The sequence below is a fragment of the Coleofasciculus sp. E2-BRE-01 genome (genome assembly GCF_040221695.1).
GTDB lineage: Bacteria > Cyanobacteriota > Cyanobacteriia > Cyanobacteriales > Coleofasciculaceae > Coleofasciculus.
The window spans coordinates 16,556-36,287 of the sequence record NZ_JAVKEA010000240.1; the positions used below are offsets into that span (position 1 = coordinate 16,556).

16 protein-coding genes and 3 pseudogenes are annotated in these 19,732 nt (G+C 46.7%); 13 read left to right on the plus strand and 6 right to left on the minus strand.

Translation table 11 applies throughout. From position 1 onward, the window contains the following. Positions 1 to 132: 132 nt before the first annotated feature. Together RIG66_RS32850 and RIG66_RS32855 are read right to left on the minus strand one after the other, a co-directional pair. Positions 133 to 819 (minus strand): GDSL-type esterase/lipase family protein, encoded by a 687-nt coding sequence (locus RIG66_RS32850; RefSeq protein WP_446384157.1) that lies wholly within the window; start codon positions 817 to 819, stop codon positions 133 to 135. 257 nt (positions 820 to 1,076) lie between these two features. Beyond that, positions 1,077 to 1,205, minus strand: coding sequence for a hypothetical protein (locus RIG66_RS32855; protein ID WP_446384159.1), 129 nt, complete (start codon positions 1,203 to 1,205; stop codon positions 1,077 to 1,079). A 28-nt stretch (positions 1,206 to 1,233) separates the two neighbouring features. Here RIG66_RS32855 and RIG66_RS32860 point away from each other — a divergent pair, with 28 nt between their 5' ends. From RIG66_RS32860 to RIG66_RS32885, 6 genes are all read left to right on the plus strand, one after another. Beyond that, on the plus strand, positions 1,234 to 1,851 hold the full coding sequence (locus RIG66_RS32860) for a Uma2 family endonuclease (RefSeq protein ID WP_446384161.1): 618 nt from the start codon (positions 1,234 to 1,236) through the stop codon (positions 1,849 to 1,851). 75 nt (positions 1,852 to 1,926) lie between these two features. Further along, positions 1,927 to 2,796, plus strand: a complete 870-nt coding sequence (gene ppk2, locus RIG66_RS32865) for a polyphosphate kinase 2 (RefSeq protein WP_446384163.1) — start codon at positions 1,927 to 1,929, stop codon at positions 2,794 to 2,796. 11 nt (positions 2,797 to 2,807) lie between these two features. Beyond that, the gene (locus tag RIG66_RS32870) at positions 2,808 to 3,065 is read left to right on the plus strand and encodes a hypothetical protein (RefSeq protein ID WP_446384165.1); all 258 of its coding nucleotides are present in this window, start codon (positions 2,808 to 2,810) and stop codon (positions 3,063 to 3,065) included. A 174-nt stretch (positions 3,066 to 3,239) separates the two neighbouring features. After that, positions 3,240 to 4,577, plus strand: a complete 1,338-nt coding sequence (locus RIG66_RS32875; protein ID WP_446384167.1) for an adenylosuccinate synthase — start codon at positions 3,240 to 3,242, stop codon at positions 4,575 to 4,577. 104 nt (positions 4,578 to 4,681) lie between these two features. Continuing rightward, positions 4,682 to 5,314 (plus strand): 50S ribosomal protein L25/general stress protein Ctc, encoded by a 633-nt coding sequence (locus RIG66_RS32880; RefSeq protein WP_446384169.1) that lies wholly within the window; start codon positions 4,682 to 4,684, stop codon positions 5,312 to 5,314. 170 nt (positions 5,315 to 5,484) lie between these two features. Further along, a complete protein-coding gene (locus tag RIG66_RS32885; RefSeq protein ID WP_446384170.1) occupies positions 5,485 to 7,014 on the plus strand; it encodes a bifunctional aminoglycoside phosphotransferase/ATP-binding protein in 1,530 nt (509 codons plus the stop codon). Positions 7,015 to 7,117: 103 nt separating this feature from the next. Here the strand turns inward: RIG66_RS32885 and RIG66_RS32890 are convergent, their stop codons facing one another. Together RIG66_RS32890 and RIG66_RS32895 are read right to left on the minus strand one after the other, a co-directional pair. Further along, the gene (locus RIG66_RS32890) at positions 7,118 to 7,285 is read right to left on the minus strand and encodes a metallothionein (protein WP_446344169.1); all 168 of its coding nucleotides are present in this window, start codon (positions 7,283 to 7,285) and stop codon (positions 7,118 to 7,120) included. A 98-nt stretch (positions 7,286 to 7,383) separates the two neighbouring features. Beyond that, a pseudogene (locus RIG66_RS32895) lies at positions 7,384 to 7,500 on the minus strand (ChpI protein); the annotation flags it as partial. 187 nt (positions 7,501 to 7,687) lie between these two features. Between RIG66_RS32895 and RIG66_RS32900 the strand changes: the two are divergent. The 3 genes and pseudogenes from RIG66_RS32900 to carB all read left to right on the plus strand — a co-directional run bounded on the left by RIG66_RS32900 (position 7,688) and on the right by carB (position 11,685). Then, a complete protein-coding gene (locus tag RIG66_RS32900) occupies positions 7,688 to 7,933 on the plus strand; it encodes a hypothetical protein (protein WP_446350709.1) in 246 nt (81 codons plus the stop codon). Next, positions 7,920 to 8,096: pseudogene (locus tag RIG66_RS32905) on the plus strand (HNH endonuclease); the annotation flags it as partial. The gene RIG66_RS32900 and the pseudogene RIG66_RS32905, both read left to right, overlap by 14 nt. Positions 8,097 to 8,430: 334 nt before the next feature. Further along, entirely contained in the window at positions 8,431 to 11,685 is a 3,255-nt protein-coding gene (gene carB, locus RIG66_RS32910) for a carbamoyl-phosphate synthase large subunit (RefSeq protein ID WP_446384172.1), read from the plus strand. A 105-nt stretch (positions 11,686 to 11,790) separates the two neighbouring features. Here carB and RIG66_RS32915 read toward each other — a convergent pair whose 3' ends face one another. After that, a complete protein-coding gene (locus RIG66_RS32915; protein WP_446384174.1) occupies positions 11,791 to 12,036 on the minus strand; it encodes a hypothetical protein in 246 nt (81 codons plus the stop codon). Between the two features lie 149 nt (positions 12,037 to 12,185). On the opposite strand from RIG66_RS32915, the gene RIG66_RS32920 reads away from it, so the two are divergent. The 4 genes from RIG66_RS32920 (at position 12,186) to RIG66_RS32935 (ending at position 19,272) form a co-directional block, all read left to right on the plus strand. Then, positions 12,186 to 12,812, plus strand: coding sequence for a GNAT family N-acetyltransferase (locus tag RIG66_RS32920; RefSeq protein WP_446384176.1), 627 nt, complete (start codon positions 12,186 to 12,188; stop codon positions 12,810 to 12,812). 559 nt (positions 12,813 to 13,371) lie between these two features. Further along, complete coding sequence (locus tag RIG66_RS32925; RefSeq protein ID WP_446384178.1) at positions 13,372 to 14,895, plus strand: carboxypeptidase M32; 1,524 nt, start codon at positions 13,372 to 13,374, stop codon at positions 14,893 to 14,895. Positions 14,896 to 15,102: 207 nt separating this feature from the next. Further along, positions 15,103 to 17,523 carry a sucrose synthase gene (locus tag RIG66_RS32930; protein WP_446384180.1) on the plus strand — a complete coding sequence of 807 codons (2,421 nt, stop codon included), beginning with the start codon at positions 15,103 to 15,105 and terminating at the stop codon, positions 17,521 to 17,523. A 315-nt stretch (positions 17,524 to 17,838) separates the two neighbouring features. Further along, positions 17,839 to 19,272: a HAMP domain-containing sensor histidine kinase gene (locus RIG66_RS32935; RefSeq protein ID WP_446384182.1), complete on the plus strand. Its 1,434-nt coding sequence runs from the start codon at positions 17,839 to 17,841 to the stop codon at positions 19,270 to 19,272. Between the two features lie 163 nt (positions 19,273 to 19,435). Here RIG66_RS32935 and RIG66_RS32940 read toward each other — a convergent pair. After that, positions 19,436 to 19,732: pseudogene (locus RIG66_RS32940) on the minus strand (IS1634 family transposase); the annotation flags it as partial.

Sequence of the window (19,732 nt, forward strand, 5' to 3'; positions counted from 1 at the left end):
TAATGATTCATTGAATCTATGAATTATGACTTATAAATTATGCATTTTCATGTCCTATTTTTTGTTCTTTAACCTAGCTGACCGGGATAAAATAGAGTACGACTAATAACAAATGACATAAGACAAAATTTTTCAAAGTTGATGGAATGGTTCCCAATCTAGAACATCTTCTAACAACGCCCGGTAACCCATCACATTGGGATGAAGTCCATCTGAAGACAGTTGCTTTGTCCACCAAGGTGTTCCTCGATTCATCCAGACATCAAAAATATCCAGATAAGGAATCTGGCGTCTCAGACAAGCCAGACGGGTAGCTTCTTTGTAGCGGTACTGATCAGCATGAGTATAGTAGAAGCAATCCAGAAATGGCATCTTCGTTTCATCGACAGGAACCATCCCCACAAATAGAACCGGACATAAGCGCTGGGCTTGGTTGAGTAGATTTGCCAGTTCCTGTTGAAAGCTATCAAAGTCTGTATAATTACGACCCGTGGGGCGTCCGACACGGGCAGAATCATTCACGCCCACAGACAAGATTATGGCATCAGGGACGCGATTTCTCAATTCACCCCGACGGCGAAACTCATGTTCGAGACGTTCTTCGACTTGTTTGACACCATCACCTCGGACGCCCAAATTGTAGAGGACATGACCGGGACTATCGGGTAACATGTATTGGCGTCGCAGCCGTTCAACCCAGCCCCCACCTTCGGGATCACCAAATCCATAGATCAGGCTATCGCCCAAGACAACCAGTTTAAGGGGATGTCCGGGATTTCGGTGAGAGGGATGAAGACTAGGAGCAACGATGGTTTGCATAGACAGTTGTAGTTCGTCAGGTGTTTGTTAACAAATCGATACATTTGCAGGAATTGATACAATGTTACCTTATCGGAGGCTCACGCCATAATCGCTAGATTTTCTGTGTTAGCCAAGCAGGACGTTAGCCAAAGCCCAGTTAAGATTCATGGCACTGACTTAAGCTGGGTTCGTAGTAGGCACTTTAGTGCCAGAAGCGCTAAAGCGCTTACTACAAACTCTAAAGTCAGTGGCATTCCAGTTAAGATTCATGGCACTCAAAAGCGTGAATTTTGGGATTGCCGAAACCCTTGATATCCCGTAGGGTGGGCATTGCCCACCAGCTTATGCGTCAGTACCATTCCAGTTAAGATAACGAGGATGGTTTCTTCAAGTGGGGAAATCATCCTTGAGAAACCTTTCTCCCCACAGACTATGATTCAAGCCTTACCTAAACCTGTAACATTCGATGAATTTATTGCTTGGTATCCAGAGAAGTCAGAACACCATTATGAACTTCACAATGGAGTAATTATTGAAATGCCTAAACCCACGGGAAAACATTCGCGGATAGCAGGTTTCCTTATCGCTGAACTAAACTTTGAAATCCGCAGGACTTCACATCAGAGTTTTATTCCTAAAGAATGTGTGATTAAACCCATCCCTTATGAGTCTGGCTATGAACCGGATGTTATTGTGTTGAATTGCCAGACTATCGGAGATGATCCCCGATGGGAACGGGAATCTATTATTACTCAAGGATCTTCGGCACGTCTGGTGGTCGAGGTTGTTTCCACCAATTGGAGTGATGATTATGCGCTGAAGCTGGAAGACTACGAGGCGATGGGTATTCCTGAGTATTGGATTGTGGACTATTTGGGGTTAGGGGGGAGGCGTTACATTGGCAACCCCAAACGACCGACATTTAGTGTATACCAACTGATTGAGGGTGAATACCAGGTGAGTCAGTTTAGGGAAAATGACCGCATTGTTTCACCCACATTCCCGGATCTAAATTTGACGGTTCAACAGGTCTTTCAGGCTGGGGAGTGATTTTTGATACAAAAAAATATCGTATAGCGGTTTTCTATAATTTCTTTAGTAGAGTAGCTAGAGCTATCTTAAAGAATGTCCAATAAGTTAACTAACGGCAAAGTGAAAGATCAAACAAATTCCCTGGTCAAAGAAAAAGAAAAAGTGAAAACAGACAAAGGTAAATCAAAGAAATTGAAGAAGAAAGTTTACAAACGGGAATTGCGCCGACTACAGGTTGAGTTAGTCAAATTACAGGAATGGATTAAACAAAAGGGATTAAAAGTCGTCGTCGTTTTTGAAGGGCGGGATGCAGCCGGAAAAGGTGGCGTGATCAAGCGGATTACAGAATGCTTGAATCCCCGTGTGTGTAAAGTGGTGGCTCTGGGTACACCCACAGAGCGAGAGAAAACTCAATGGTATTTTCAACGCTATGTGCCATATCTGCCAGCAGCCGGAGAAATGATCCTGTTTGACCGCAGTTGGTACAATCGAGCGGGTGTGGAACGAGTGATGGGGTTTTGCACGGATGAGGAGTATCAGGAGTTTCTGCGATCATGTCCAGAATTTGAATGCATGATTCAGCGATCGGGAATTATTCTGATCAAGTACTGGTTTTCCGTGAGTGACGATGAGCAAGAACGCCGTTTTCGTCAACGCATGGAAGATCCAACCAAGCGATGGAAACTGAGTCCCATGGATTTAGAGTCTCGCGCTCGCTGGGTGGAGTATTCTAAAGCCAAGGATGAAATGTTTGCGGCGACGGATATTAAGCAATCACCTTGGTATGTGGTGGAAGCCGATGAGAAAAAACGCGCTCGTCTCAATTGCATTTCTCACCTGTTAAGTCTGATTCCCTATAAAGATTTAACACCAGACCCGATTGAGTTACCCCCCCGACAGTCGGAATTGGAGTATCACCGTCCGCCTATGTCTACTCAAACGTTTGTCCCAGAGATTTTCTAAGGTTTCGGTGAGTGTGGGGTGTCGGGTGTCGGGTGTGGGGTGTGGGGTGTCGGGTGTGGGGTGTCGGGTGTGGGGTGTCGGGTGTGGGGTGTCGGGTGTTGGGTGTCGGGTGTCGGGTGTTGGGTGTGGGGTGTGGGGTGTTGGGTGTGGGGTGTCGGGTGTTGGGTGTGGGGTGTTGGGTGTCGGGTGTGGGGTGTCGGGTGTGGGGTGTCGGGTGTGGGGTGTGGGGTGTCGGGTGTGGGGAGATGGGAAAAATGAATGACGAATGACGAATGACAAATGACAAATGACGAATGACAAATGACGAATGACGAATGACGAATGACGAATGACGGATGACGAATGACAAATGACAAATGACGAATGACCAAATCGATTGACAGCGATCGCACCTGCTGCACATAATGGTGATTTGTGTAAACTTTAGCGCGTATAATAAACCCTTGGCTAACGTTGTTGTAATCGGTGCCCAATGGGGCGATGAAGGAAAAGGTAAAGTCACCGACTTACTAAGCAAGTCCGCAGATGTCGTCGTCCGTTACCAGGGGGGGGTCAATGCGGGACATACCGTTGTGGTTCAGGGTCAAACCTTTAAGCTGCACCTGATTCCCTCTGGGATTTTATATCCAGAAACAGAATGTATTATCGGCTCGGGGACAGTAATTGACCCCCACGTTCTGATTGGTGAACTCGACCAACTCGAACAGTTAGGCATTTCTACCCAAAAGCTGCTAATTTCCGAAACTGCCCACGTCACCATGCCTTACCATAGGTTAATTGACCAGGCATCGGAAGAGCGACGGGGAAACCATAAAATTGGCACTACAGGTCGGGGAATTGGTCCGACTTACGCGGATAAATCAGAGCGCATCGGTATTCGGGTTGTCGATTTGATGGACTCGGATATCCTGCGAAAACAGCTTAATTGGACAATTAATTATAAAAATGCTGTTATAGAAAAACTCTATAATTTACCGCCCCTCGACCCTGCTACCGTGATCGATCAGTATCTCGCTTATGCTGAACGATTACGTCCTCATGTTGTAGACTGTTCGCTCAAAATTTATGATGCGATTCAACAACGACGCAATATATTATTTGAAGGGGCGCAAGGGACGTTACTTGACCTAGACCATGGAACCTATCCCTACGTCACCTCCTCCAACCCGGTAGCAGGTGGTGCTTGTGTGGGTGCAGGGGTAGGACCGACGATGATTGATCGGGTGATTGGTGTCGCTAAAGCCTATACAACCCGTGTCGGAGAGGGACCATTTCCTACAGAACTCCATGGCGAACTTGGACAACTATTATGCGATCGCGGCGCAGAATTTGGTACAACAACCGGACGTCGCCGTCGCTGCGGTTGGTTTGATGCGGTCATTGGTCGCTATGCGGTTCGCATCAATGGGATGGATTGTCTGGCAATCACCAAGCTTGATGTTCTTGATACCCTAGAAGAACTCAAGGTTTGTGTCGCCTACGAAATCAACGGTCAACGCTGTGAGGATTTCCCCAGCAATGCACGTCGGTTTGCTCAGTGTAAACCCATCTATAAAACTCTACCCGGTTGGCAACAATCCACCGTTCACTGTCGGGCATTGGAAGATTTACCCAAGCAGGCGCTGGCTTATCTGAAATTCCTGGCAGAACTGATGGAAGTGCCGATCGCACTCGTGTCTTTAGGTGCTAGCCGTGACCAGACTATTATCGTAGAAGATCCCATCCATGGACCTAAACGAGCATTACTCGACGCTAATGGTATCCCGGTAACATCGGGATAACTTGTCCTTTGTCTTTTGTCTCCTTTTTCCGAATGGCATAAGACATAAGACGAATGACTAATGACAAATGACGAATCACCAACAGTTGAAGCAAAAGACTAGCTATGGAAGTTAAAGTTGAATGTCACAAGCGAGCCGAGGGAAGTAAGCCCAAAGCCTTACGTAGAGAGGGTTTAATCCCAGCAACACTCTATGGTCACAAGGGGGCTGAATCCATCGCACTCACGGTTGAAGCTAAAGCCGCAGAAACCTTACTCAAGCAGGCTGATATTAACCATACTGCTGTTCAGGTCAACATTCCTGACTTGTCTTGGAATGGAAAAGCACTGCTGCGAGAAGTACAAACTCATCCCTGGAAGCCTATCCTCTATCACCTCAGCTTTTTCTCTGTGGCAAGTCAGGATACTATCCAAATCTCCTTACCTGTAAATTTGGTCGGAACGGCTTTTGGCGTGAAGCAAGGCGGCATTTTAGAACATGTGATGACGGAACTTCAAGTTGAATGCGCTCCGGATAGTATTCCAGAAGCCATTGAGGTTGATATCTCTAACTTAGATATCGGTGCCAGCTTGCATGTTCATGAAATTCTATTGCCATCAGGCGCTACCGCGATGGATGACCCCCAACGACCGGTGGTTAATATCCTGGGTGCGCCCACTATGCCTGCTGAGCCTTCTGAGAAATCTGAGGTCGATGAAGCAATGTCCTTGTTAGCAAACGAAGAAGAAGAAGTTTAACTTTAGAGACATCGTTTTTCGAGCCAGGGAACACCAGATTATCCCTGGCTTTTTTTAATAGGTAGACATAATAAATGTTAAGGGTGAAGAAGTCGCTGCCCTTGAGAAGCACGCTACGTTATTTGTCATTAGTCTTATGCTATTGGTGAAAGTTTGAGGAATAGTTACAGATGTCGGATCTAATTAACCAGATGAAGCAACCGGATTTTTATCCTCATCCGGTTCAAACACCGATTGAATTGATTCAAACTCATGTGTCTTACGTGTTTCTGACTGGGGATTATGCCTATAAAGTCAAGAAAGCAGTAAACTTTAGCTTTTTAGATTTTTCCACGTTGGAGAAACGAGAGCATTTCTGTTGGCAAGAGTTGCAGATGAATAAACCCCAAGCACCGGAAATTTATCTGGATGTCTTGCCGATTAGTCAAAAGGGCGATCGCTTGATTCTAGGGGATGATTCTCAGCCTGTAGAGTATGCCTTGAAAATGCGGCAATTCCCCCAGGATGCCTTGTTTAGCACGCGCTTCGAGCAAGGCAAATTGACGGCAACGGATATGGAGAACCTGGGACGAGTCGTGGCTGAATTCCATGCTCAAAGCCAAACCAATGACTACATCCGCCGTTTCGGTGCGCCTGCCAAAATTCGTGAGGCGTGTGACGAAAATTATCAGCAAACGGAAAACTATATTGGTAGGGCGCAAACCCAACAGCAATTTCAAGAAACGAAACAATTTAGCGATCGCTTTTTTGCCCAACGAGAGGCGTTATTAGAACAGCGCCTAGACAATAACCGGATTCGGGAATGTCACGGGGATTTACACCTGAGAAATATTTGCCTGTGGCAGGATAAGATTCAACTGTTTGATCGGATTGAATTTAATGAACCGTTCCGCTTTGTGGATGTGATGTACGATGTCGCCTTTGTGGTGATGGATTTGGATGCGCGGGGGGCTAAGGAGTTGGGGAAGGTGTTTCTCAATACCTATATGGAGCAAACCGGAGATTGGCAAGGGTTACAGGTATTGCCTTTGTACTTATGTCGCCAAGCGTATGTGCGGGCGAAAGTCACCTCCTTTTTATTGGATGATCCGGCGGTTCCTGAGGAGACGAAACAAGACGCCGCAAACACAGCAGCCGATTATTATCGACTGGCTTGGGACTACACGAAAACGAATTCCGGACAAGTCGTGATTATGTCAGGCTTATCGGGTTCGGGAAAAAGTACAGTAGCGCGACAATTGGCGCAGCAGTTGGGGGCGATTCACCTGCGTTCTGATGCAGTACGTAAACATTTAGCGGGTATTCCGTTGGATCAAAAAGGATCTGATCAACTTTATACTCCCAAGATGAACCAGAAAACTTACGATCGCCTGTTAGAATTGGGCATCATGGTAGCACAGCAAGGCTTCCCGGTGATTCTTGATGCGAAGTATGATCGACAGGCATTTCGAGGGGATGCGATCGCCAAAGCAAAGGCACATCAGTTACCCTTACGAATTCTACACTGTAGTGCCCCCATTGAAGTCCTACGCGATCGCCTATCATCCCGCACTGGAGATGTATCTGATGCAACTACTGATTTACTCAGTCGCCAACAAGCCACGGCTGAACCCTTCACTGAGGCGGAACAATCCCTAGTCACGACAGTGGACACGACTCAAAATTGGCAATCTCAATTAGAAGAAATGACCTTGACTTAAGGTTCAAAGAAGAGAAAAGAATTACTCCAGACACAGCGATTCTTCTGTACCTGGAGTGGGTTCTATTTGTCCATAGATCGGCAATCGCTTAGGATGCGCCCGATTAAGCGTGGCATTCACAACCAGAATGCCCACAGCCAACTCCGTTGGGATGACCGTTAGCGCAAGCGTCGCTACAGTAGTATTTGCCGTCTTTTTGCACGGCTGAATCGGTACTCACCATGCACGCGCAGGAATCACAGGCACATTGCGTTTGAGTGGCAGTTGTCATCTTTCTCTCCACGATAGAGTTTGACTCAATATCTGAACAAGTCTTCAGATATTTTTTTTAGCATAACACCTGAATGATCATTCAGATATTAAATTTCCCTTAAAATAAGCCTGCAACGCCCTAGCATACAATTCGCTGCGTGATAAGCCTAGACGTTTAGACATGGCTTCGGCGGCTTCAAAAATCGGGTCTGGGATAGAAACGGCAGTTTTCATCGTTAACCAAGAAGCTGATAACTTTTAGTATTTTAACTAACATTTTGATTTGAAGGGATCGGCATTGAGTCTAGAGTGCGATCGCGCTAGGGTTGGGTTAACGGGAGAGAGTGCGATCGCAAATATTTCAAGACAACCATTGTTATTATGATCAAAAGACCTCAAACTCCTATTCCTACCCCTAGCTATGACGACGCTCCTTAAACCATCGACCCTACTCCCGAAAGGATTACAGGTGCAGCAGATTAATAACCTCACCCTGTTCAAATTCACCGATGAATTGAGCGATCGAATGCAAACCCTGCTCGACAAGAAAAAAGCTGATCGTCTCACCTCGGAAGAAACCCTTGAACTAGAAGCCATTGGCGAACTTGACGAAATTTTTAGCTACATTAATGCCGTTATGGCTGCTAGAGCACATGACCATTCCTAAGTCGCTCTACGAAACTGTTCGTCAACGCGCCCAATTCCGGTGTGAATATTGCCACTATCCCGAACTGCTCAGTTCTGCCCCACTTTCCATTGATCATATTCAACCTCAATCTCTTGGTGGCAGCAATGATCGAAACAATCTCGCCCTTGCCTGTCGTCGTTGCATTGACATCCTCCCTCGCCGGAACAGTGAAAGCTGTAGGGTGCGTTAACGCAAGTGTAACGCACCATTCAAGCATAAAACGGTGCGTTACGGCGCGAAAATCCCCAATTTTTTTAACATTAACCCAAGGCAGCGCCTAACGCACCCTACGGGATAGTGCGATCGCGCCTTGGCTGCACTCCATCGGATAACAAGACTAACTTTAACTGGCGAGGGGTTTGGGGAGCTATAACTTCCCTAAGTCATCAAACCCCAACATAACTGCCGCGACGAATTTCCCTCAAACCATATAAAATAAACAGAATTCAAGAATAGTCACGCAATCACCGACACTTATGCCTCGCCGCGACGATCTTCACAAAATCCTGATCTTGGGTTCTGGTCCCATTGTTATCGGACAAGCCTGTGAGTTTGATTACTCTGGCACTCAGGCGTGTAAAGCCCTCCAACAGGAAGGCTACGAAGTGATACTGGTTAACTCCAATCCAGCCACGATCATGACCGACCCAGAAACCGCAGACCGCACCTACATTGAACCCCTGACTCCGGAAATTGTGGAGAAGGTGATTGCCAAAGAACGACCAGATGCCCTATTACCGACGATGGGGGGTCAAACAGCCCTGAATATTGCCGTTACTCTGGCAAAAAACGGTGTTCTTGAAAAATACGGCGTCGATCTTATTGGTGCTAAACTCGATGCCATCGAAATGGCAGAAGACCGCCAGCTTTTCAAAGAAGCGATGGGGCGCATTGGTATCGAAGTCTGTCCCTCCGGAATCGCCAGTAACCTGGATGAAGCCAAAGCCCTCGCCCAACGCATTGGCACCTACCCCCTAATTATTCGTCCAGCTTATACATTAGGCGGAACAGGGGGTGGTATCGCCTATAACCAGGAAGAATACGAAGAAATGGCACAAGCGGGGTTAGACGCATCCCCCGTCTCTCAAATCTTAGTGGAACAGTCGCTGCTGGGATGGAAAGAATATGAGTTAGAAGTGATGCGGGATCTCGCCGATAACGTAGTCATTATCTGCTCAATCGAAAACCTTGACCCGATGGGCGTCCACACTGGGGACTCAATTACCGTCGCCCCCGCCCAAACCCTTACCGATAAAGAATATCAGCGACTCCGGGATTACTCGATTCAAATTATCCGCGAGATTGGCGTGGAAACGGGTGGCTCAAATATTCAGTTTGCGATCAATCCAGTTTCCGGGGACGTGATTGTCATTGAAATGAACCCCCGTGTCTCCCGCAGTTCTGCCCTCGCCTCCAAAGCTACCGGATTCCCGATCGCTAAATTTGCGGCGAAGTTGGCGGTAGGGTACACCTTGGATGAGATTCCCAACGACATTACTCAGAAAACCCCCGCCTCCTTTGAACCCACGATCGATTATGTAGTCACCAAAATTCCCCGGTTTACCTTTGAGAAATTCCCCAACGCTAAACCCGTACTCACCACCCAGATGAAGTCGGTGGGGGAAGCCATGGCAATTGGACGCACGTTCCAAGAATCCTGCCAAAAAGCCTTGCGTTCTCTGGAAATCGGACGCTACGGGTGGGGATGCGATCGCGCCGAGAAACTTCCCTCCCTGGAACAAGTGCGGTCTGGCTTACGGACACCCAACCCTGACCGCATCTTTACCCTGCGTCACGCTTTACAATTAGGGATGACCGTCGAAGAAATTTATGAACTCACGGGGATTGATCCTTGGTTTCTAGATAAGTTTGCCGATTTACTCGAAACTGAAAAATTCCTCAAGCGCACTCCCTTAAAAAGCTTGACAAAAGAGGATCTTTGGTATGTAAAGCGTCAAGGCTATAGCGATCGCCAAATTGCCTTCGCCACCAAGAAAACCGAGGATGAGGTGAGGGTTTACCGTAAGCAACTTGGGGTTGTCGCCGTTTACAAAGTCGTAGATACCTGCGCCGCCGAATTTGAGGCACTGACCCCCTACTACTATTCCACCTACGAAGAAGAAACTGAAGTCATCCCCTCCGATAAGCGCAAGGTGATGATTCTCGGTGGTGGACCCAACCGGATTGGACAGGGGATTGAGTTTGACTACTGCTGCTGTCATGCGGCTTATTCCCTTGCCAAAGAAGGGTTTGAGACGATTATGGTCAACTCCAACCCGGAAACCGTTTCCACAGACTACGACACCAGCGATCGCCTTTACTTTGAACCTCTAACTAAAGAAGACGTTCTCAATATCATTGAAACTGAGAAGCCAGAAGGGATTATCATCCAGTTTGGCGGTCAAACCCCATTAAAACTGGCCGTTCCCCTCCAGGAGTTTTTAAACAATCCCGAAATCCCCACCTCCGCTCCCACCAAAATCTGGGGTACCTCTCCCGACTCCATTGATATAGCCGAAGATCGGGAACGCTTTGAGCAAATCCTGCGCCAACTGGATATCAAACAGCCCCCCAATGGCATCGCTCGCAGTTATGAGGAGGCGTTGAACATCGCCAAGCGCATCGGCTACCCGGTGGTGGTGCGTCCCTCCTACGTTCTCGGTGGACGGGCAATGGAAATTGTCTATTCTGACCTGGAGTTGGAACGGTATATGACCTTTGCGGTGCAAGTGGAACCGGAACACCCGATTCTGATTGATAAGTTCCTGGAAAACGCGATTGAAGTCGATGTAGATGCGATCGCAGATCATACGGGTCGGGTGGTAATTGGTGGCATTATGGAGCATATCGAACAAGCAGGGATTCACTCCGGGGACTCGGCTTGTTCGATTCCGTTTATTTCCCTGAGTCCCACAGCAATGGAAACGATTCGCACCAGTACCCATCAATTAGCCACAAAGTTGAAAGTCATCGGCTTGATGAATATCCAGTTTGCGGTGCAAGGGGAAACCGTTTATATCCTGGAAGCCAACCCCAGGGCGTCGCGTACTGTTCCTTATGTCTCCAAAGCCACCGGTGTTCCTCTAGCGGCTTTGGCGTCCCGGATCATGGCAGGAGAAACCCTAGAAGACCTGGGTTTAACCCGCGAACCGATACTCCAGCACATTGCCGTAAAAGAAGCTGTCTTGCCCTTTGATAAATTCCCTGGCACCGATGTCATCCTCGGACCAGAAATGCGGTCTACTGGTGAAGTGATGGGGATTGATACGGACTTTGGTAAGGCATTTGCCAAGGCAGAATTAGCCGCCGGTCAGCGTTTACCCCTGTCGGGTACTGTTTTTGTCTCCACCAATAACCGGGATAAAGCCAATGTTGTCCCGGTGGTGCAAGACTTGATGGACTTGGGCTTTAATGTCATTGCCACGGAAGGGACACGCAAAGCCCTTAAGGATCAGGGCTTGGAGGTTGATTTAATCCTGAAACTGCATCAAGGGCGTCCCCATGTCTTGGATGCGATTAAAAATAAGCAGATTCAGTTGATTATTAATACCCCAACCGGAGAAGATGCCCAAGCCGATGGTCGGTTAATTCGGCGCACCGCATTGGCTTACAAAATCCCAATTGTTACCACGATTGCTGGTGCAAAGGCAACAGCCGGGGCAATTCGTTCATTGAAGTCTGAGCCTTTAGATGTGAAAGCGTTGCAAGATTACATTTACGAGACTCAGTAAGCAGTGATCGGCATCAACAATGTCCGGTGACCAATGAACCGTTATCGGGCGTTGCAGATCACAAACTAACTGCCTAAAGTTCAATCCGGGTTTGACTGCCATTGCCTAAATGCCAGCAAATCTAATGGACTTTAGGCGAAAACAGGGATTGAGTTCAGGAAGAATGTATTTGTATATACTTAAAAAAAAAGAATCTCCTGATAAATTCTTAAACAAATACGAATTGACCTGAGTTAAAATTACACTGGAAGAAAAATCGACGTAAAATTGGGGTAAGTTGGGTTGTAGAGAATCAGTGATGGGTAAACTCGCGTTGTCTGAACCGACAGCATCGGTATCCTGTACTGCCATTTCCTGAAAATGTGACCTCGACAACAAACAGCAGGAGCAATCCTTAATCATAATCATTCCACCGTAGAATACAGTGTAAGTCATAAACTGCTGCCCCATCGGTCAAATCGCCCAACGTTAATTAATAGTTAAGCAGATTGTGAATTGCGATGGCTGTATCGGTTTCTCAGGCGGCAACATGTCCCAACAGCACTCAAATTCCGGTGTCTTTGAAATCTCCTCCCATAACACCTATTCCGGATACTCTGGTGATCACCTATCTCCAGATGACTGATCCGACCCAATTCCGTCCGGCGTATCTTAACTACCCGGATGGGATCAAAATGATGTGTATGGATACGCCTGATGTTGCCTTCTATCGGTTCCTTTACAGTACCGTAGGCAAACCCTGGCGTTGGCGCGATCGCTTATCCTACTCCGATGAAGAACTGCAAGAGATTCTCACTGTCTCTGAAACCAGTATTCATGTCCTTTATGTCAACGGTGCGCCCGCCGGATACATTGAGTTGGTCAAGCGTCGCGAGGGACCGTCGGGTCGGTTCTACTCGACAGAAATTGTCTATTTTGGGTTGCGCGAAAACTATCTAGGGCGGGGGTTAGGCAAGCATTTACTCAGCCATGGGATTGCTTACGCTTGGAACAAAGGAACCCAACGCCTCTGGATTCATACTAGCAATCTGGATAGTCCTTACGCCCTGGATAATTGCATTAAACGGGGCTTTAAAATCTATCGGATTGAGAAAGAACCCATGCCAGAGTTGTATCGGGAACCCTGAGGGGAGCTGGGGAAGCTGGGGAAGATGGGGAAGCTGGGGGAGCTGGGGAAGCTGGGGAAGCTGGGGGAGCTGGGGAAGCTGGGGAAGCTGGGGGAGCTGGGGAAGCTGGGAGATAAAATTTCTATAACCCATTACCCTATTGCCTATTCCCTATTGCCTATTGCCTATTCCCTGGCGCGTAGCGCTATATTGTCTTCACTTCATAGAACTACAGCATCAGCGACCAATGCGGAAGTCGCAGAGAAATGGCACAATATTGGTCTGTCGATCAGCAAAAGTCTTAAGCGTAATGGATTAAGGTAGAGAGATAGTTTAATCATTCTCCACCGGATCAGGGTTAACCATTTCCAACGCTGTCAGCCAACTGATGTATCCATTGCCGTTCAGTTACCGTAGTTAAGCACGAGAGTCAGTGTGAGAGCCTAGAGTTCAGCCTAGCTGTTCGTTCCCTGTCAGTTAGGGATGATTCTCCTTTTCGATTGTCAGGTGTACATTTACTAATCTGGGAAACATTTTCACCAATGTCTCCAAGCCAATACTACAGCATCACCCACCGACTATGCAGACTATCGAAAAGACAGAAACCAAACTCCTAGAGCTGAAAACCCGCCTGAGTGAGATTACCGATATTGAAGCCGCCGCGTCTTTGTTGTATTGGGATCAGGCAACCTATATGCCGCCCAAAGGCGCAGCCGCTCGCGGACGGCAGTTAGCAACGTTGCAACAAATTTCTCATAGTAAATTTACTGATCCAGCTATGGGTGAGCTTCTAGAGGACTTACGCTCCCTAGAAGCCAGTTTGCCCTACGACTCGGATGAAGCCAGTTTAGTGCGGGTAACCCGCCGCAAATATGAGCGGGCGGCACGGGTTCCCGCCACGTTTATGGCAAAATTTTCTCGCCATCGTACCGATACTTATGGGGCTTGGGTTGCCGCACGCCCGGAAAATAATTTTGCGGCTGTTGAACCTTATCTGGAAAAAACCCTGGAGTTGAGCCGGGAATTGGCGAACTTTTTCCCCGAATATGATCATATTGCCGATCCGTTAATTGATTTTGCCGATTATGGGATGCAAGCGGGTTTTTTGCGATCGCTGTTTGCCCAGTTGCGAGACGAATTGGTGCCGATTGTGGAAGCGATTACCGCCCAACCGATGACGGATGATCGGTGTTTGCATCAGTATTATCCGGCTCAAGATCAGTTAGCCTTTACGCTGAAAATCATTGAGCAGTTGGGGTATGACTTCCAACGGGGACGACAAGATCAAACCCATCACCCGTTTATGATTAACTTCTCTACAGAGGATGTGCGAATTACCACTCGCGTCTACGACAATGACTTAGGACAGGCGCTGTTTAGTAGTATTCATGAAATGGGTCATGGGTTGTATGAACAAGGGATTAGCCCAACCTTGGAAGGAACACCCTTAGCGGGTGGGACTTCGGCAGGGATTCATGAAAGTCAATCTCGATTGTGGGAAAATATCGTCGGGCGCAGTCGCGGCTTTTGGCAATTCTTCTATCCCCAACTACAAGCTGCGTTTCCCCATCAACTTAAGGATATTTCCTTAGAGACATTCTACCGAGCCATCAACAAAGTTGTGCGATCGCTCATTCGCACGGATGCAGATGAGGTGACGTACAACCTGCATGTGATGATTCGCTTTGATTTGGAACTGGACTTGCTAGAAGGGAAATTAGCCGTCAGGGACTTACCGGAAGCCTGGAGAGAACGCTATCGGTCTGATTTAGGCATTGTCCCCGAAACGGATATGGATGGCGTTCTCCAAGACGTTCACTGGTATACCAGTCAAATTGGCGGGATGTTCCAATGCTATACCCTGGGCAACTTGATGAGCAGCCAAATTTTTGAAGCCGCCTTAGTCGCTCATCCGGAAATCTTAGCTAACATTGAACAAGGACAATTCAGTACCTTGCATAATTGGTTAAAAGAAAACATATACCAACACGGTTGCAAGTACACGGCGGCTGAATTAATCAAGGGCGTCACTGGTGCAGATTTGCACATCGCTCCATTCATCCGTTATATCCGGCAAAAGTACGGGCAACTTTACGATTTGTAAAGATTGCTTGATTTTTCCTGTGTGGCTCAACCGCATAAAACACTCATGCAGCAAGGTTTTAATTAACTGACCTGCTCAATTACCCCTGTTACCCTGCGCCCGAAAAAAAGTGGTTACGCTTCTGTTACCGCTTTGGAGTAGGGCGTTTTTCCGGAGTCATACCTCTCGACTTCTATCCTTTTTGAAGAAAGCGCTTGGGACGTTGTAATGCTCAATCTAATCCAGAACGTACTCGATTGTGAAGAACGCAATGATTTACGCCAATTTGCCAGTCAATTAAAACAGTCAGGACCCCGGTATCTACTGCGAAACGATATTCTGTCTGATTTTAGTAAATACTGCGCTGACCAGGAAAAACCGGACTATTTTTATCATTCGTCGAATCTAGGACGACTGATTTATTACACTCAGGAAATTATTCTCGATCAGGAAAGTCTTTATCTGATCATCCGACCCAAGATTGCCGAACAAGAAGCGTTTCAAGTTCTAGAAGACTTAACCGTTGAGCCGATCACGGTTCAACAACTACTTGATGTGCGCGATCGCTTCGTCAACCATTATCGTCCCAATGAAGGGGATGTCCTGGAACTGGATTTTAAACCATTTTATGATTATAGTCCAATTATTCGGGACTCCAAAAACATTGGCAAGGGGGTTCAGTTCCTGAATCGCTTTCTGTCTAGTAAACTGTTTCAAGATCCGCGCCAATGGCAAGAGTCGTTATTTAGTTTCCTCAGTCTCCATGAAGTACAGGGGACTCAGCTTTTAATTAACGGGCGGATTAAAAGCCAACAACAGCTTTCTGATCAGGTAAAATTAGCCCTCGGTGTTGTCAGCGAGCGCCCCGATGATGAACCTTATGAAAGTTTTCGTTTCAAACTGCAAGATATGGGGTTTGAAGCGGGTTGGGGGAATACCGCTAGTCGAGTCCGAGAAACCTTAGAAATCCTGGATGAACTGATTGATTCTCCGGATCACCAGGGGCTGGAAGAATTTCTGTCCCGCATCCCAATGATTTTTCGGATTGTCTTAGTTTCAATCCATGGGTGGTTTGGACAAGAAGGTGTTTTAGGGCGTCCTGATACCGGGGGTCAAGTGGTTTATGTGCTGGATCAAGCCCGGAGTTTGGAAAAGCAGCTACAAGAAGATATTAAACTGGCTGGGTTAGAGTTGCTGAAGGTCAAGCCAAAAGTTATTATCTTATCCCGGTTAATTCCCAACAATGATGGCACCCGCTGCAACGAACGCCTGGAAAAAGTTCATGGTACGGATAATGCTTGGATCTTGCGGGTTCCCTTCCGAGAATTTAATCCCAACTATACCCAGAACTGGATTTCTCGGTTTGAGATTTGGCCCTATCTGGAAACTTATGCGATTGATGCGGAAAAAGAACTCCGGGCAGAATTTCAAGGGGTTCCTGATTTCATTGTTGGCAACTATTCAGATGGCAACTTGGTGGCATTTCTCCTATCCCGCCGCATGGATGTTACCCAGTGTATTGTCGCTCATGCCTTGGAAAAATCCAAATACCTATTCAGTAATCTCTACTGGCAGGAATTAGAAGACCAATATCATTTCTCGATCCAATTTACGGCTGATTTGATTGCCATGAATGCGGCAAATTTTATTATCAGCAGTACCTATCAAGAGATTGTCGGGAAGCCGGATAGTGTGGGTCAGTATGAATCCTACCAAAATTTCACCATGCCGGATTTATATCATGTGGTGAATGGAATTGAGTTATTTTCACCTAAGTTTAATGTGGTGCCGCCGGGAGTGAATGAACAGGTTTACTTCCCGTATACTCGTAGTCAGGATCGGGTGCCTCGCGATTGTGAACGGTTAGAGGAGTTACTTTTTACCTTAGATGATCCGTCTCAAGTTTATGGCAAGTTAGATGATCCAACAAAGCGCCCCCTCTTCTCCATAGCACGTCTTGACCGGATTAAAAATCTCACCGGGTTAACTGAATGTTTTGGTAAGAGTAAAGCGTTACAAGAACAGTGTAACCTGATTTTAGTCGCCGGGAAATTACGCACGGAAGAATCAACGGATAACGAAGAAAAGGATGAAATTGTTAAACTTTACCGACTCATCGACGAATACAATTTACACGGTAAAATTCGTTGGTTAGGGGTGCGCTTACCCAAGCGGGATTCTGGGGAAATCTATCGGGTAATTGCGGATCACCGAGGTATTTTTGTCCAGCCTGCGCTATTTGAAGCCTTTGGTTTGACTATTTTGGAAGCGATGATTTCCGGGTTGCCCACGTTTGGCACGCAGTTTGGGGGTCCGTTGGAGATTATTCAGGATAAAGTGAATGGGTTCTTAATTAACCCCACGAATCTGGAAGAAACTGCCCAGAAGATTTTGAATTTTCTGTCTAAATGTGAACAAAATCCAGATTATTGGTTGGAGATTTCCAATCGGGGAATGGAACGGGTGTACAGTACCTATACCTGGAAGATTCACACCAGCCGCCTGTTATCGTTGGCGCGGATTTATGGGTTTTGGAATTACACCTCGAAAGAAAAACGGGAGGATTTGTTGCGGTATATTGAGTCATTGTTCTATCTCATTTACAAGCCTCGCGCCCAACAGTTGTTAGAAGAACATCTGAAGCGTTGATTGTTTGGTGAGGAGATAGATAAGCGTTAATGTAGGGGCGGGTTTAGGAACAAAATTAACAGCGAAAACTATAACATTTCGACCAAAACCCGCCCTGTCTCATCCTGTAACTGTTCCCCGTTCCCCGTTCCCTGTTCCTCAACATAACGTATAAAACTCATCTATCTATCAGGAAAAAATCATCTTGATTTAATGATCATCGGATTAACTGAAAGTAAACCCAGTTTCCCCGATACATTCCCTTTGAAGAGAAATAGCCAAACCTACACTCTAAAATGGGATGTATTTAATGCTGATAGATCGATCAAAATTCCGATGAAATTTCCCAGCAGTCTGCTCAAATTATTATGTAAACCCTTACCCAAATTTGACCCTTTTTCACTACAGTTGCGATTAACGGTAGGCATCGCCGTCGTATCGATTACAGGATTAAGTGCTGTTGCCATCTGGACGAGTTGGTACATGCAGCAAATCCTGATTAAAGCCCAAAAAAATCATATTCAATATCTGAGCGATCGCTTCCCCCATGATGTAGAACGTTATAGTGAGATGATGTCCCTAGAAACAGGGATGCAAAAGGCGATTGACAACTTAACTACGGGAGATACGCTGTTATGGGTACGTCGTTCTGATGGCTCAATTACGGCTCAATCCTCAGCCTTACAGCTTAATCCCACCAATAATTTATTGTCCTCAAAGATACCCCTAATTCCTAAACTCTATCGGGTGAACGGACGCTATTGGATCGCTTGTGGTACTCCCTTACAGGTGCAGGGTGAACGGCTGGGTAAGATGTATGTGGCAAAGGATATTACCAGCGAACAAACCATGTTTTTGAGTTTGATTCGCACGTTAGGAATTGCCAGTTTGCTCTCCATTACCGTTATGATTGTGGTTATTTCCTTTTATATTAAGCGATCGCTGCAACCGTTATGTCAAATGAGTCAACTCACCCAAACTATTTCCGCTGACGATTTAGGACAAGCGCGGCTGCATCTGGATAAAGCGCCGAGTGAGGTGAAAGAATTAGCGCAAACCTTTGATAATATGTTGAACCGTCTGTTTGAAGCGTGGGAACACCAGCGGCAATTTGTCAGTAATGTGTCCCATGAATTGCGAACGCCGTTGACGATTGTTTCTGGATATCTGCAAAGCACATTACGGCGCGGTAAAAACTTAACGCCACCTCAGCAGGAAGCCTTGGGAATTGCCGCTGCTGAAGCCGATCGCACGGTTCAACTATTACAAGATTTATTGGACTTAGCCCGGGTTGATCATGGCAGAATGCATTTTCATTTAGAACCCTTTGTACTTAATGATTTGGTCGCCGAAGTTGTAGAGATGGCGGTACAATATAGTAATCGAGTGATTAATTGTGATAGCGTGAGTGACGTGATTGAAGTGTTAGCCGATCGCGATCGCCTCAAGCAAGTGTTGCTGAATTTAATTGACAATGCGGTAAAATATTCAGACCCCGATCAACCTGTTACCGTAACCTTAGACCAACAGGGGGAACAGGTGAGGATTCAGGTGTGCGATCGCGGACAAGGTATTCCCTTAGCGCAGCAATCTCGTATCTTTGAGCGATTCTATCGGGGAGACGAAAATCGCGCCCGTTCCCCAGGAGGAACAGGTTTAGGCTTATCGATTGTGAAGACTTTGGTGGAAGGGATGGGGGGTCAAGTTAGCGTGCGATCGCAACTGAGTCAAGGGAGTGTGTTTACAGTATTATTGCCTGCACCAAGTTAGAGATAGCCTCTCAGCTAAAACTCGAAGATTTGTTCTCACATAGTTACGTAGGGTGGGTTAGGCGGGACTTAAATTCAGGCGATAATGATTAATCTGAAGTTCCCCTTTGACAAATAGCTACACTGTATGCGTATCCCGGCTTAGGGCGATTTGACTTTCGGGTTCACTGGGTACAAATCAGGCTAACGCCCAATAAATCTAAAGCTTTCCTTTGCACAGGAGTCGGTTCTGTTACCTTGTCAAAGTCGAAATTCACACCTGGGATATTAGACTGAATTCGATTGTTAACAATCGTGCCTAAATCAGCCAATAAGGTTTGAAAGCTATGCACGGGTAAGTTATCGGCTGTCCGTTTTCTTTGGGCTTTGGCAGAAGCTGAATGGCTCTTCGTCGAAGGGTTCACAATTCCTTTGCGTAACTCAAGAGCATTTTCCCAATCATCTTCATCGAAAAGAATCGG